The organism is Archangium lipolyticum (assembly GCF_024623785.1).
Taxonomy (GTDB): Bacteria; Myxococcota; Myxococcia; order Myxococcales; family Myxococcaceae; genus Archangium; species Archangium lipolyticum.
Window position 1 is genome coordinate 120,295 of record NZ_JANKBZ010000002.1, and the last position, 12,271, is coordinate 132,565.

Sequence of the window (12,271 nt, forward strand, 5' to 3'; positions counted from 1 at the left end):
GGGCTGTTGCCTGCTACAGCGCCGCGATGACCGCGTCGGTGAACTCGCGGGTGGTGGCGCTGCCGCTCAGGTCGCCGGTGCGCACCTTGCCCTCGCCGTGCACCTTGGCCAGCGCGTTCTCGAACTTGCGCGCCTCGTCCCTCAGCTCCATCCAGTCCAACATCATCACCGCCGACATCATCAGTGCCGTCGGGTTGGCCAGGCCCTTGCCCGCGATGTCCGGCGCCGTGCCGTGCACCGCCTCGAACATCGCCGTGCGCTCGCCGATGTTGGCGCCCGGCACCAGGCCCAGGCCGCCCACCAGACCCGCGCACAGGTCGCTCACGATGTCGCCGTACAGGTTCTCCATCACCAGTACGTCGTAGCGCGTCGGATCCTTCACCAGCTGCATGCACATGTTGTCGATGATGACCTCCTCGTACTGGATCTCCGGGTACTCCCGGCCCACCTTGCGGGTGCAGTCGAGGAAGAGGCCATCCGACAGCTTCATGATGTTGGCCTTGTGGACGCTCGTCACCTTCTTGCGCCCGTTCTTCTTGGCGTACTCGAAGGCGAAGCGGGCAATGCGCGTGGAGGCCTTCTCGGTGATGATCTTCAGCGACTCCACCACGCCCGGCACGATGATGTGCTCCAGGCCCGCGTAGAGCGACTCGGTGTTCTCGCGCACCACCACCAGGTCCACGTTCTCGTAGCGCGTCTTCACGCCGGGCACGCTCTTGACCGGGCGCAGCGAGGAGTACAGATCCAACCGCTTGCGCAGGCCCACGTTGGCCGAGGCCATGCCGCCGCCCACCACCGTGCCCGTGGGGCCCTTGAGCGCCACGCCGCTGCGCAGCACCGCCTCCACCGTCTCGTGGGGCAGGTTGGTGCCGTACTTGGCGATGACCTCGGCACCCGCGTCCTTGTACTCGAACTCGAGCGGGGCCTTGAGCGCTTCGAGGACGCGGATGGTGGCCGCCATCACTTCGGGGCCGATTCCATCGCCATTGATGACCGTGACCGTACGCGTATTCGCCATGTCTCGCGCTTCAAGCACAAAAGGCCATGCCTCGGAAGGAGGAAAACGTCCCTGGCTCAGCCTGGCTAATGCATGGGTGGAGTCTGGATGGGAGGCGGCTCCGAGGGGGGTTGGGGGGCGGGAGGCGCCTTGCGGCGGTTGCGGCGGCGGGGGCTGAGCGTGGCGTAGGGCCGGTAGAAGGACTCCCACAGGGTGGCGCGGCGCCCCCGCGGCCGGCTGCGCAGCTCTCCCAGGGGCGCCCGGGTGAAGAAGGAGGCCACGAAGAGGTAGGCGAAGAGCAGCACCAGCACGAAGAAGAACATCATGACGAAGCCGCCATGGATGGGGCCGATGCGTGCCCGGCTCACGAACTCGCCGAAGTTCAGGGGCGCCTGCGGGTGGCTGTACACCTTGACGAACCAGGCCAGGGTCAGCACCAGCAGGATGGGCCCGTAGGCCCGGTTGAGCCGGGTGGAGATGGAGGAGAAGACCGAGAGCTGGATCTGCGGCCGCTCCATCAGTGTGACCAGCTCGCGCAGGGAGTCCGGGTCCACCGGCTCGCGGCGCAGCATGGGAATCCAGTAGCCCTCCTCCAACAGGCGCACCCGCCTCATCCACAAGTCGTAATAGCGGTAGCGGCGCGCCTCGATGGACAGGAACGACACCACCATCCAGATGCCCACCAGGAAGACGACATGGGACGCGGCCGAGGAGAAGCCGAAGGAGACGACGGCCGCGGTGGTGGTCATGGCCCAGTTGGTGGTGTTGTCCAGGCGCGAGCGCCAGGTGTCCGAGCGGGTGAGCTCGCCCCGGAACAGCTGGGCCATGGCCGCGTCCGAGAGCGGTACGGCCTCGTACTCGTTCTTGTCGCGCTCGTTACCCTCGTTGGCCATTCCTTTTCCTCCCTGTGAGCGCCCGGGCGGGCGGGTAGCCGTAGCCGCACGCCGTGCCCACTCTCTCCCGGAGGAACCATGGCCATCCCCTTCCTCCAAGACACCCCGCCTCCCGTGGATCCGGTGGCCGCCCTGCTTCAGCTCCTGGAAGAGGAGGAGGAGCGCGTGGTGCGCCTGTGGTCCAAGCGCATCCGAGCGGAGACGTATGAACTGGACATCCCCGGCCGCAACCTGCGTGCCCCGCTGCGCCGGCTCGTCGACGAGCTCGTCCGTCTGCTCAGGGACCGGGGGAGGGACGCGCTGGTCCTCTGGCCGGAGGTGGTGCGTCCCCATGGGGCGCGCCGGTATGACCAGCGCTTCGAGGTGGAGGACCTGGCGCGCGAGTTCAAGGCGCTGGAGGAGGTGCTCCTCTACGTCTACGCGCGGCGCAACGGCCAGCTGGAGCCGGAGGTGGCCACGTTCATCGTGGAACTGGTGGGCGAGGCGCATGCCTCGGCGCAGGCCTCCTTCGCGCGGGTGCTGAGGACGGAGGAGGTGCGCTTCCGCGAGGCGGCGGTGATGGAGTCGGTGCTGCACCACGTGGAGGTGGGCATCCTCCTGGCCGAGGTGGATGGCACGGTGTCCTTCGCCACCCCGCCGGTGAGCCGGCTGCTCGGCGTGCCCATGCGGGCCGTGGTGGGCTCGCGCTCGCAGTCGCCGCTGACGGCGGTGCTCACCCAGGTGAACGCGCGTCAGCCCAGCGGCACACCCTTCAAGGTGGCCGACATGCCCTTCATGCGGGCCATGAAGGAGCGCGGGCCGGTGCGCGGGGTGATGATGGTGGTGGAGCGGCCCGGCGGGGGCGAGGCCACCCTGGAGATGAGCGCCACGCCCGTCTGGGAGGAGGGCGGCGAGCTGGCCGGTGTCCTGCAGACCTTCACCGACCGCACCGAGGCCGCCACCAAGACGAAGGCGCTGATGAGCGCCCATGACGAGGTGCGGCGGCTGCAGGGGCGGCTGCTGCAACGCACGCGAACGCAGGCGCTGGGGCAGCTCGCCAGTGGCGCGGCGCACGCGCTCAACAACTTCCTCAACGTGCTGCGGCTGCGCATCACCCTGCTGCGGCGCGACTCCAAGCCCGAGCACCTGGACGCGCTGGACAAGACGGTGGGGCAGATCGGCGAGCTGGTGGCGCGGCTGCAGGAGTTCAACGTGCAGCGCACCGAGGAGCAGCTCGTGGACGTCCAGGTGGACGCGACGGTGCACGAGGCGCTGGAGCTGGCGCGGGCGGAGCTGGAGCAGGGCGAGCACCCGGTGTCGGTGGAGCTGCGCCTGGAAGAGCCGTGCGCGGTGCGGGCGGACCAGGGCTTCTTCCGCGAGCTGGTGGTGAACCTGTTGCTGGCCGCCAAGGAGCGGTTGGGCGACGAGGGTGGGCGCGTCGTGGTGGAGACGCGAACGGAGTCGGACGGGTGGGTGATGCTGCGCGTGGAGAACTCCGGCGCCCTGTACGAGGAAGAGGAGATGACGCGCATGTTCGACCCGCTCAACCGCGAGGCGGGCGCTCCTCAGCTCTCGCTGCTGCTGGCGGTGGCGCGCAACCAGGTGCAGCGCTGGGGCGGCGAGCTGACGGTGGAGAACCTGCCGGAAGGAGACGGCGCGGCCTTCGTGGTGCGGCTGCCGCTGGCGAGCTCCACGAAGGAGGAGGCGGAGCGGACGGCGGTGAGCCGGACCTCGGTGGTGAGCCCGCGGCGCTTCCAGCAGACGCGCCGGGTGCTGGTGGTGGACGATGATCCGGACAACGCGCGGATGATGGCGGAGGTGCTCAGCGAGGAGGGCTACGACGTGAAGGTGGCCCACAGCGGGGACGTGGCGTTGAAGCTGTGGGAGGAGCGCCGCTACGACGCCGCCCTGCTGGACGCGGTGATGCCGGACATCTCGGGGTGGGAGGTGGCGCGCGAGCTGCGCAAGCGCTCCCCGCACGCGCTGCTGGCCATCGTGACGGGCATGGATGTGCGCGGGCAGAACCGCTCCAACCTCGCGCTGGTGGACGCCGTCTTCCGCAAGCCCATCGACGTGGGCGCGCTGGACGAGTTCCTCGGCCAGTCGGAGTCACCCTCGGCCACCGGCGGAGCCGGGTCGGCACCCCCTTCCGCGTGAGTCACCGCGCCGGGCGCGAGCAGTCGCAATGGATTTCTTCAAGGACAGTGCGACACGAAGATTCAACGTGCCTTCCCTCCCCTGACGGAGCGAAATGAAGCGGGTACAATGTGGGCGGGTGCGGGGACTTGGCTCACCAAGGGGGAGACATGCACATGGGCAAGGAGAGCGCCTGGTGGTCGATGTCGATGGCTCCACCCGGCTCGGATGAGGACCTGGAGCGGCGGCTGGCGATGGCCTCCCCGTCGGACACGGCGCGAGGCATGTTCCTCCGGGCCACGCTGGACGCGGTGCGCACCCTCGGGGACGAGGAGGCGGTGCGGCGCTGCCAGCGGCTGAGCGGGGAGGAGAACCTCGTGGACTTCTTCATCTACCCCGTCAGCGTGAACCTCCGGATGGTGTTCACCGCGGCGCGGATGCTGGAGGGCCGCTATGGGAGCTTCGACGAGGCGCTGCGGCAGCTGGGTTCCCGGGCGGCGGAGAGCTTCCTGGCGTCCGCGGCGGGCCTGACGCTCCAGCTGCTGGCCGGGGGAGACGTGAAGCGGCTGGTGGGCAATCTTCCCTCGGCCTACCGGGCCTCGGTGAGCTTCGGGGTGCGCTCGGTGGTGTGGACGGGGCCCAGGCGTGGCCGGTTCACCATGCGGCACGAGTTCATGCCCTATCCCTTTCAAGAAGGGATGTTGCTGGGCGTGCTGCGCAAGGTGAATGCCCGGGGCGCGCGGGTGCGCGGGTCCCAGCTCTCCACGCTCGAGAGCGACTACGACGTCTCCTGGGAGGCGTGAGCGGGCGCGGCTCCGCGCTCCAGCCGCGCGAAGAGGTCCACCAGCCAGGAGAGGAGGGCGCGCACGCGGGCATTGCCGCGCAGATCCTGGTGCACCGCGCTCCACGCCTCGCGGGTGGGTAGCTTCGCGCCGGGCAGCACGCGCACCAGGCGGGGGTTCGCGCTGGCGAAGGCAGTGGCGACGGCGGCCAGGCCCTGGCCCGAGGCACAGGCGGCCAGGATCGCCGAGGTGCTGTTGGTGCGCACTGCGTAGCGCGCGCCGGGGGCGTGGCGGCGCAGCCAGCGCATCTCGGGCACGGAGTCCAGGGACGGGTCGAAGGTGACGAAGTCATGCCGGGACAGCTCGCGCTGCGTGCGCGGGTGGCCCCGGTGCGCGAGGTAGGCCTCGCTGGCATAGAGGCCGTAGGGCAGCGACCCGAGCCGCCGGACCACGAGCGCCTCCTCGCGAGGGCGGAAGAGGCGCACCGCCACGTCCGCCTCCCGGCGGGCCAGGTCGAGCGGGCGCGAATCGGTGCGCAGCTCCAGGTCGATGCCCGGGTGCTTCTCGCGGAACTCCAGCAGGTGGGGGACCAGCACCAGGCTCATCAACCCCTCGCCGGCCGTCAGCCGCAGCAGGCCCTCGAGGCGGACATCGCTGCCGCCCACCTCGCGCTCGAGGCCGAGGAACCGCTCCTCGATGTGCTCGGCCATGGAGAGCACGCGGGCTCCCTCTCGCGTGAGGGACAGTCCCTCTCGCGTCCGGTCGAACAGGCGCGCGCCGAGCGCCGACTCCAGCGCGGAGAGCCGGCGGCCCACCGTCGTCGCGTCCACGCCCAGCAGCCGCGCGGCCGCCGCGTGCGAGCGGCCCCGGTGGGCCGCGAGGAACACCCGCAGGTCATCCCAATGGTGCATGCCCTGCATTTTCGCAGGGTGTACCTGCGCCGTCCCCGGGTTTCGCGCCCGGAGGGGGCAGCGCATCCTCCGGGTGTCTCATCCACGAGGAGTAATCACATGAAGGCATTTGAGCTGCGCGGATTCGGATTGGACTCATTGGTGCTCACCGAGCGGCCGGACCCCGTGCCGGGCCCATTCGAGGTCGTCGTGCGCATGCGCGCGGCCTCGCTCAACTATCGCGACCTGGTGCTCATGCGGGGCACGTACGACCCGAACCTGCGGTTTCCGCTCGTTCCGCTGTCCGATGGAGCGGGCGAGGTGGTGGCGGTGGGGCCCGAGGTGACGCGCGTGAAGCCCGGGGAGCGGGTGGTGCTCTCGTACGTGCAGGACTGGGTGGCGGGAGCGCCCGTGCCCTCGCTGGTGGCGCGCCGGCTGGGCGGGCCCACCGATGGCGTGCTGGCGCAATACGTGAAGGTGCCCGAGCACGGGCTCGTCCATGCGCCGGCGCACCTGTCGGACGTGGAGGCCGCCACGCTGCCCATCGCCGCGGTGACGGCGTGGCACGCGCTCTTCGAGGTGGGCCGGGTGCGGCCCGGGGACACGGTGCTCGTGGAGGGCACGGGAGGCGTGTCGCTCTTCGCGCTGCAACTGGCGCGGCTGGCCGGGGCGCGGGTGCTGGTGACGTCCAGCAGTGACGAGAAGCTGGCCCGGGCCAAGGCGCTCGGCGCGAGCGCGGGCGTCAACTACCGGAAGACGCCGGAGTGGGACGAGGCGGTGCTGGCGCTCACGGGCGGACGCGGGGTGGACCACGTGGTGGAGGTGGCGGGCGGGGCCAACCTGGGGCGCGCGCTGCGCGCGGTGCGCCTGGGCGGCGAGGTGAGCGTGTTGGGCTTCCTGGAGGAGACGCGCTCGGAGCTGGAGCTGACGCAGGCCATCCGCCGGTGTGTCACCCTGCGGGCGGTGTCGGCGGGGAGCAGGGCGAGCCTCGAGCACCTCATTCGCGCGCTGGAGGTCCATTCGGTGCGCCCCGTGGTGGACCGGGTGTTCCCCTTCACGGAAGCGCGGGCGGCGCTCGAACACCTGGCGAGCGGGCAACACTTCGGCAAGGTAGCCCTGGCCTTCCCCGGCTGATACGGGAGGAGGTCATGAGCCTCCATCCCCTCTCCGCCGCCATCTTCGACATGGATGGCACCCTCGTCGACAACATGCTCTTCCACGCCCGGGCCTGGGTGTCCATGTCCCAGAGCCTCGGCCTCGACGTCCCCGTGGAGCGCTTCGAGCGGGAGTTCGCCGGCAAGCGCAACGAGGAGATCTTCCCCGCGCTGCTCGGCCGTCCCGTGCCGCCCGAGGAGCTGACGCGGCTGGCCGAGCGCAAGGAGTCCCACTACCGCGAGCTCTACGCGCCGCACCTGTCGCCGCTGCGGGGGGCTCGCGAGCTCCTCGCGCGCCTGCGCGGCGCGGGCTTCCAACTCGCGGTGGCCACGGCCGCGCCGAGCGCCAACCGCGCCTTCGTCCTCGACGGCCTGGAGCTGCGCTCGCACTTCGCCCAGGTGGTCGGCGCGGAGGACGTGACGCGCGGCAAGCCGGCGCCGGACATCTTCCTCGCCGCCGCGCGGGCGCTCTCGGTGGAGCCCTCCACGTGCGTCGTCTTCGAGGACGCGGTGAACGGCATCCGCGCGGCGCGCGCCGCCGGGATGCTCGCGGTGGGCGTCACCACCATGACGCCCGCCGAGGTCCTGATCGACGCCGGTGCCCACTGGGTCATTGGTGACTTCACTACCCTGCCGGTGGACTTCGAGCGGCGGCTCTTTGGCGGGGCTGTTTGAATTCCACCCCACCGGAAAGCGGAAACCCTTGCAGGACTGAAAGCTTTCACAAACACAGTGTGTGCCGTGCGCTGCCGGTACAATCCCACAACGCGGGTGGATGGGCGGGCGAAAAGCCCGTCCCTCCTCGGGGGAAAGGCGCGGGGAGGAGGGCCGTTGTGCTGACAGGCCGACTTGGAGCAATTAGGATAGCCTTTACTCAATCAGGCTGATTCCTGCCCAGGGGGCACACATGGCCGTGAGCACCAGCGCGCGTTCCAGGTGGGTGAAGTCAGACACCTGGGAACAGGAATTGGAGCGTCGGATGTGCCTGGCGACCGCGGAGGACACCGTCTGCGGGCTGTACTTCAACAGCACGCTGGCGGTCCTGCAGTCGGTGGGAGACGAGGCTCTGGTGAGGCGCTGTGTGGAGGCGAGTGGGGAGAAGCGCTTCCTGGACTTCTTCCGCTACCCGGTGAGGTTGCAGGGGCAGATGGTCTCCGCCGCGCTGCCGGCGCTGGCGGAGGAGTTCGGCAGCGCGGAGGAGGCGCTGCGGCAGCTCGGGCGCCTGGGCGCGAAGCACTTCCTGAAGGCCGGGGCGGGCAAGGCGATGCTGTCGCTGTCTCCGGGGAGCCCGAGGCAGTTGCTGAGCACGCTGCCCACGGCCTACCGGCTGTCGGTGAGCTACGGCCAGTACGAGTTGAGGTGGACGGGTCCTCGCAGCGGCCGCTTCGTCCTCAGGGGCGACTTCATGCCCCACCCCTTCCACGAGGGCACGGTGGCGACGCTGCTGGAGCTGGGAGGCGCGCGGGAGGTGAGGGTGAGCGGATGGCCCACCGGAGGGCTCGACAGTGAGTGTGAGTTTTGTTGGCAGTGAGCAGGCATCAAGGGGGCAGGGGCATATGAGTGGCGCAGCGGTGGCTTGGAACGTGGCCTCTCCGAGGTCGGGGTGGGCGCAGCGGATGGCGTTGACGACTCCGAACGACATGGCACGTGGGTTGTTCCTCCAAAGTGTGTTGAAGGCCATCCGGGCGCTGGGAGACGAGGCCCTGGTGAACCGCTGCACCGCCGTGTGTGGGCAGAAGCGCTTCTCCGACTTCTTCAACTACCCCATCCGGCTGCAACTCCAGCTGGTCGACACGGCGATGCCGGCCCTGGCGGCGCGCTACGGGGACTCCGGGCAGGCCCTGTGGCTGCTGGGCCATTGCGTCGCCATGGACTTCCTGGAGTCCGAGGCGGGCAGGACGATGCAGGTGCTGGTCCGCGGCGAGCCGAAGCGGCTGGTGAACAACCTGCCGTCGACCTACCAGGTGTCGGTGGATGGCGAGCGCTCGGTGAAGTGGCTGGGACCGCAGTGTTGCCGGTTCATCATGACGCGCGACTTCATGCCCCCCGAGTTCCACGAGGGGCAGTTGGTGGCGATGCTCGAGCGGTTGAATGCCAGCAAGATCAAGGTCATCGGCCGGCAGACGGGTGTGCTCGACAGCGAGTACGACATCTCCTGGCAATAGCTCATGAACAAGGGGGGGTATGGGCCTGGCGTCACCAGCGTCACCAGAGGAGTGGGCGCGAGATCTGGAGCGGCGCATGGAGCTGGCGACGCCCGAGGACACCGTGCGAGGCATGTTCCTCCGGGGACTCCTGGAGGCAATCGGGGAGCTCGGGGACGAGGCGTTGGTACGGCGCTGCCGGGAGGTCAGCGGACACGAGGAGTTCGTGGAGCTCTTCAGCTACCCCGTCGGGTTGCAGCTCCGGCTCATCTCCGTCGCGATGGAGACGCTGGCCGGGCGGCTGGGAGGCTGGGAGCCGGCACTGCGATTGTTGGGGCGGCGGGCCGCCAGTGACTTCCTGGGCTCCAACGCGGGCAGGATGCTGCTGGTGATGGGTGGGGGAGAGCCGAAGCGGCTGTTGAACAGCACTCCCACGGGCTACCGGGTGTCGCTGAGCTATGGCGAGCACGCGTTGCGGTGGACGGGGGTGACGAGCTGCCTCTGGAGCATCAAGGGCGGGTTCCTGCCCTACCCGTACCTGGAGGGCATCTTCCTGGAGCTGCTCGGGAAGACGAACGCCCGGAACGTGACGGTCGTCGGCCGCCAGACGGGACCACTCGATAGTGAATACGACATCTCCTGGGAGTGATGCGCCGTGTGCGCGGCGGGCGGATAGACTCGCCTCGTGGACCCCACTTCCCTGGAGCGCATCCGCCGCAAGGTGGAGGCCGGAGAGACACTGAGCGACGCGGAGCTGGAGGCGCTCCGCACCGTGGCGGGCAACACGCCGGGGCCCACGTTGCGGCTCACCGTGGCGCATGCGCTGATGAACGCGGGGGCCGAGCGCGAGGCCTTGCGTCTGCTGGAGGTGCTCCGGCGCGACTTCCCCCAGGACATCCAGGTCCGCCTGGGGCTGGCGCGGGCCCTGCTGGGGCTGGAGCGTCCGGGCGACGCGGAGGCGGTGCTGCGAGAGGCGCTCGTCCTCAACCCGGGAGATCCCGAGGCCCTCAAGGTGCTCGCGGTGCTGGCGCTGCGGCGGGGCGAGCACGGCCGGGCACGGGCTCATGTGGCCGAGGTGCTGGAGAGGGATCCGTTCGATCAGGAGGCACGGCTGCTCAAGGAGGAGCTGGAGGCGGCGGACGTGCCACCGTCGGCGGTGCCTCGCGTCCAGGCGCTGCGTCCGGAGTTCACCGCCGCGCTGCTGGCCGCGCTCCACCGGGCCGGCGTGGCATGCCGGCGGCAGGGCAATGCCCTGCTGGTGAGGCTCGCCTCGGGCGAGGTGGGCCGGGTGGACGTGGCCTCGCTCTACACCGCCTACCGGGACGGCACCCAGGAACTGGGCGCGTACGTGGAGGGGCTGGTGGCGCAGCTCCAGGGCCTGCCCGGGCTCACGTCGGACGCACGCTCCCTGGTGAAGCGGTTGCGTCCGGTGCTGCGGCCCGCCGGCTTCGAGGCTCATGCGGTGGGGGCGCTCCATCGGCCAGGACCGGCCGGGCTCGAGGTCTTCTACGTCCTGGAGGACGCCGAGTTCGTGCACTACCTGCCCGAGGCGACGCTCGGACCCGCGGGGCTGTCGGCGGAGGCGGTGGACGAGGCGGCCTGGCGCAACCTCGAGACCCTGCCCGCGCCGGTGCGGCCGGTGGTGTTGGATCAGGGGCAGGTGGTGCTCGCGGAGACCTTCAGCGGCTTGTGGGCGGTGGCTGGGGGAGACGGGTACGACGCGGCCCGGCTCCTCACGGCGGAGCAGCGGCGGCGGCTCGTGCTGCACGCGGGAGAGGAGGCCCTGCGCGTCCACCTGGGCTGGCGGGAGTTCGCGTTGCTGTGCCGCGAGACGGACGTGGCCGCGTGCGAGTCGCTGGCGCGGCTGGGCGGTGCACCCGATGGCATTTCCGGCCTCTTCCGGCTCGACGCCGGCCATCTCGAAGCCCTCTGATGATGCTCCCTCTCCCTCTGGGAGAGGGTTGGGGTGAGGGTCACCCGGCGGTGGCCGGAGGAGGCAGCACGTCCACCACGTTCACCTCGCGGAACCCCACCGAGAGGAACAGCGCGCGCAGCGTATTCTCCGCCGAGCGGCGTGCCTTCTCCTTCAACCGGACATCGCCCTTCACCTCGCGCTCGAAGGCCTCGCGGGCCTTCTCCAGCAGGAGGGTCGTCTGGGCGCTGTCGAGGTTGGAGCCGATGACCTCGGTCTCCCCGGGCTTGAGCTCCACCTTCACCTCCAGGGGAGGGAGGGCCACGTCCACGCGTGTGCCCTGGACGCGCAGCGAGGAGCCATCCAGCCGGCCGAAGTCATAGCCGAGGTGTACGTCCGCGAAGACGATGGCGCGGCCGCGCGGCGTGTGGATGGAGTAGCGCGCCCAGTTGATGACGTCCTTCCAGAGCGACTCCGTGGCCTGGGGCTCCGGGGAGAACTCCACCTTCTTGTAGAGGGACACATCCAGCGTCTCCAGGCGGGCCACCTCGCGGACGCGGGTGACGAGCGCTGGGGTGTCGGGCAGGGGAGTGGGTTTGGGACGGAGCCAGAGGAAGGTTCCCACGGCCCCGGCGGCCAGGGCGACGACGAGGAACAACACCCGCAGGAGGAGGCGCACCATGGCCCGCCATTCTAGCCGTTGTGGGGTAGGGTTCGCCGAGCCATGAGCCTGCTGTCCCTTCGGGATGAAGAAATCCAGTCACTCGGTGAGCGGGGTTGGTTCACCCGTGCGTCCTTCCTCGGAGACGCGGCCGCGCGAGCCGTCCACGCCGAGGCGAGGGCGCGCGTCGAGGCCGGCCAGCTGCGTCCGGCGGGCATCCGTCGCGGCGCGGACCACACGCTGGACCGGGACACGCGCGGTGACTTCATCACCTGGGTGACGCCGGAGGAGCAGGGCTCGGCGATCGGCCACCTGCGGGAGGCCTACGCCGCGCTCGGTGAGACGCTGTCGGCGGAGGCGTACCTGGGCCTCGGGCGTTTCGATTTGCAGCTCGCCTGGTACCCGGGGGAGGGAGCGCGGTACGCGCGCCACTTCGACGCCTTCCCCGGACAGTCCAACCGGCGCGTCACCGCCATCTACTACCTCAACCCGGACTGGGTGCCTGCTCACGGCGGGCTGCTGCGCATCTACCCCGAGGGCGGACCCGTGGACGTGGAGCCCACGCTGGACAGGCTCGTGGTGTTCCTCAGCGAGCGCATCGAGCACGAGGTGCTGCCCGCGCATGGCCCCCGGCTGGCGCTCACCGCCTGGTTCTACGGGCGGAGCGCCGGTTGATGAATGAGGGAGGCACTCCGCTGGAAGGGATGTACCCTGGCGGGGCAG

Annotated in this window: 13 protein-coding genes; 9 read left to right on the forward strand and 4 right to left on the reverse strand. The window is 70.2% G+C overall.

Annotation, left to right across the window (positions count from 1 at the left end; translation table 11 throughout):
- Positions 1-13 precede the first annotated feature (13 nt).
- Positions 14-1,018, reverse strand: coding sequence for an isocitrate dehydrogenase (NAD(+)) (locus NR810_RS04150; RefSeq protein ID WP_257448081.1), 1,005 nt, complete (start codon positions 1,016-1,018; stop codon positions 14-16).
- A 65-nt stretch (positions 1,019-1,083) separates the two neighbouring features.
- On the reverse strand, positions 1,084-1,890 hold the full coding sequence (locus NR810_RS04155; RefSeq protein ID WP_407653757.1) for a DUF2270 domain-containing protein: 807 nt from the start codon (positions 1,888-1,890) through the stop codon (positions 1,084-1,086).
- 78 nt (positions 1,891-1,968) lie between these two features.
- On the opposite strand from NR810_RS04155, the gene NR810_RS04160 reads away from it, so the two are divergent.
- Together NR810_RS04160 and NR810_RS04165 are read left to right on the forward strand one after the other, a co-directional pair.
- Positions 1,969-4,026, forward strand: coding sequence for a response regulator (locus tag NR810_RS04160; RefSeq protein WP_257448084.1), 2,058 nt, complete (start codon positions 1,969-1,971; stop codon positions 4,024-4,026).
- Between the two features lie 155 nt (positions 4,027-4,181).
- Positions 4,182-4,808, forward strand: coding sequence for a DUF2378 family protein (locus NR810_RS04165; RefSeq protein ID WP_257448087.1), 627 nt, complete (start codon positions 4,182-4,184; stop codon positions 4,806-4,808).
- Here NR810_RS04165 and NR810_RS04170 read toward each other — a convergent pair.
- On the reverse strand, positions 4,784-5,698 hold the full coding sequence (locus tag NR810_RS04170) for a LysR family transcriptional regulator (protein WP_257448090.1): 915 nt from the start codon (positions 5,696-5,698) through the stop codon (positions 4,784-4,786). The two genes, NR810_RS04165 and NR810_RS04170, sit on opposite strands and share 25 nt — an antisense overlap.
- Positions 5,699-5,797: 99 nt before the next feature.
- On the opposite strand from NR810_RS04170, the gene NR810_RS04175 reads away from it, so the two are divergent.
- The 6 genes from NR810_RS04175 to NR810_RS04200 all read left to right on the forward strand — a co-directional run bounded on the left by NR810_RS04175 (position 5,798) and on the right by NR810_RS04200 (position 10,908).
- A complete protein-coding gene (locus NR810_RS04175; protein ID WP_257448093.1) occupies positions 5,798-6,811 on the forward strand; it encodes a zinc-dependent alcohol dehydrogenase family protein in 1,014 nt (337 codons plus the stop codon).
- Between the two features lie 14 nt (positions 6,812-6,825).
- A complete protein-coding gene (locus tag NR810_RS04180) occupies positions 6,826-7,506 on the forward strand; it encodes an HAD family hydrolase (RefSeq protein ID WP_257448096.1) in 681 nt (226 codons plus the stop codon).
- 304 nt (positions 7,507-7,810) lie between these two features.
- On the forward strand, positions 7,811-8,362 hold the full coding sequence (locus NR810_RS04185) for a DUF2378 family protein (protein ID WP_257448097.1): 552 nt from the start codon (positions 7,811-7,813) through the stop codon (positions 8,360-8,362).
- A gap of 85 nt (positions 8,363-8,447) precedes the next feature.
- The gene (locus NR810_RS04190) at positions 8,448-8,996 is read left to right on the forward strand and encodes a DUF2378 family protein (RefSeq protein WP_257448100.1); all 549 of its coding nucleotides are present in this window, start codon (positions 8,448-8,450) and stop codon (positions 8,994-8,996) included.
- Between the two features lie 76 nt (positions 8,997-9,072).
- On the forward strand, positions 9,073-9,624 hold the full coding sequence (locus NR810_RS04195; RefSeq protein WP_257448104.1) for a DUF2378 family protein: 552 nt from the start codon (positions 9,073-9,075) through the stop codon (positions 9,622-9,624).
- 36 nt (positions 9,625-9,660) lie between these two features.
- Positions 9,661-10,908: a tetratricopeptide repeat protein gene (locus NR810_RS04200; RefSeq protein WP_257448107.1), complete on the forward strand. Its 1,248-nt coding sequence runs from the start codon at positions 9,661-9,663 to the stop codon at positions 10,906-10,908.
- 40 nt (positions 10,909-10,948) lie between these two features.
- On the opposite strand, the gene NR810_RS04205 is transcribed toward NR810_RS04200, so the two are convergent.
- Entirely contained in the window at positions 10,949-11,569 is a 621-nt protein-coding gene (locus NR810_RS04205; protein ID WP_257448110.1) for a DUF4230 domain-containing protein, read from the reverse strand.
- A gap of 42 nt (positions 11,570-11,611) precedes the next feature.
- On the opposite strand from NR810_RS04205, the gene NR810_RS04210 reads away from it, so the two are divergent.
- Positions 11,612-12,223 carry a 2OG-Fe(II) oxygenase gene (locus NR810_RS04210; protein ID WP_257448113.1) on the forward strand — a complete coding sequence of 204 codons (612 nt, stop codon included), beginning with the start codon at positions 11,612-11,614 and terminating at the stop codon, positions 12,221-12,223.
- Positions 12,224-12,271: the final 48 nt, after the last annotated feature.

Bases quoted from the DNA above. Each gene is read 5' to 3' on its own strand.
- NR810_RS04165 (WP_257448087.1), top strand. From the start codon at position 4,182: ATGGGCAAGGAGAGCGCCTGGTGGTCGATGTCGATGGCTCCACCCGGC.
- NR810_RS04185 (WP_257448097.1), top strand. From the start codon at position 7,811: ATGTGCCTGGCGACCGCGGAGGACACCGTCTGCGGGCTGTACTTCAAC.
- NR810_RS04180 (WP_257448096.1), top strand. From the start codon at position 6,826: ATGAGCCTCCATCCCCTCTCCGCCGCCATCTTCGACATGGATGGCACC.
- NR810_RS04170 (WP_257448090.1), bottom strand. From the start codon at position 5,698: ATGCACCATTGGGATGACCTGCGGGTGTTCCTCGCGGCCCACCGGGGC.
- NR810_RS04175 (WP_257448093.1), top strand. From the start codon at position 5,798: ATGAAGGCATTTGAGCTGCGCGGATTCGGATTGGACTCATTGGTGCTC.
- NR810_RS04150 (WP_257448081.1), bottom strand. From the start codon at position 1,018: ATGGCGAATACGCGTACGGTCACGGTCATCAATGGCGATGGAATCGGC.
- NR810_RS04195 (WP_257448104.1), top strand. From the start codon at position 9,073: ATGGAGCTGGCGACGCCCGAGGACACCGTGCGAGGCATGTTCCTCCGG.
- NR810_RS04160 (WP_257448084.1), top strand. From the start codon at position 1,969: ATGGCCATCCCCTTCCTCCAAGACACCCCGCCTCCCGTGGATCCGGTG.
- NR810_RS04205 (WP_257448110.1), bottom strand. From the start codon at position 11,569: ATGGTGCGCCTCCTCCTGCGGGTGTTGTTCCTCGTCGTCGCCCTGGCC.
- NR810_RS04210 (WP_257448113.1), top strand. From the start codon at position 11,612: ATGAGCCTGCTGTCCCTTCGGGATGAAGAAATCCAGTCACTCGGTGAG.
- NR810_RS04155 (WP_407653757.1), bottom strand. From the start codon at position 1,890: ATGGCCAACGAGGGTAACGAGCGCGACAAGAACGAGTACGAGGCCGTA.
- NR810_RS04190 (WP_257448100.1), top strand. From the start codon at position 8,448: ATGGCGTTGACGACTCCGAACGACATGGCACGTGGGTTGTTCCTCCAA.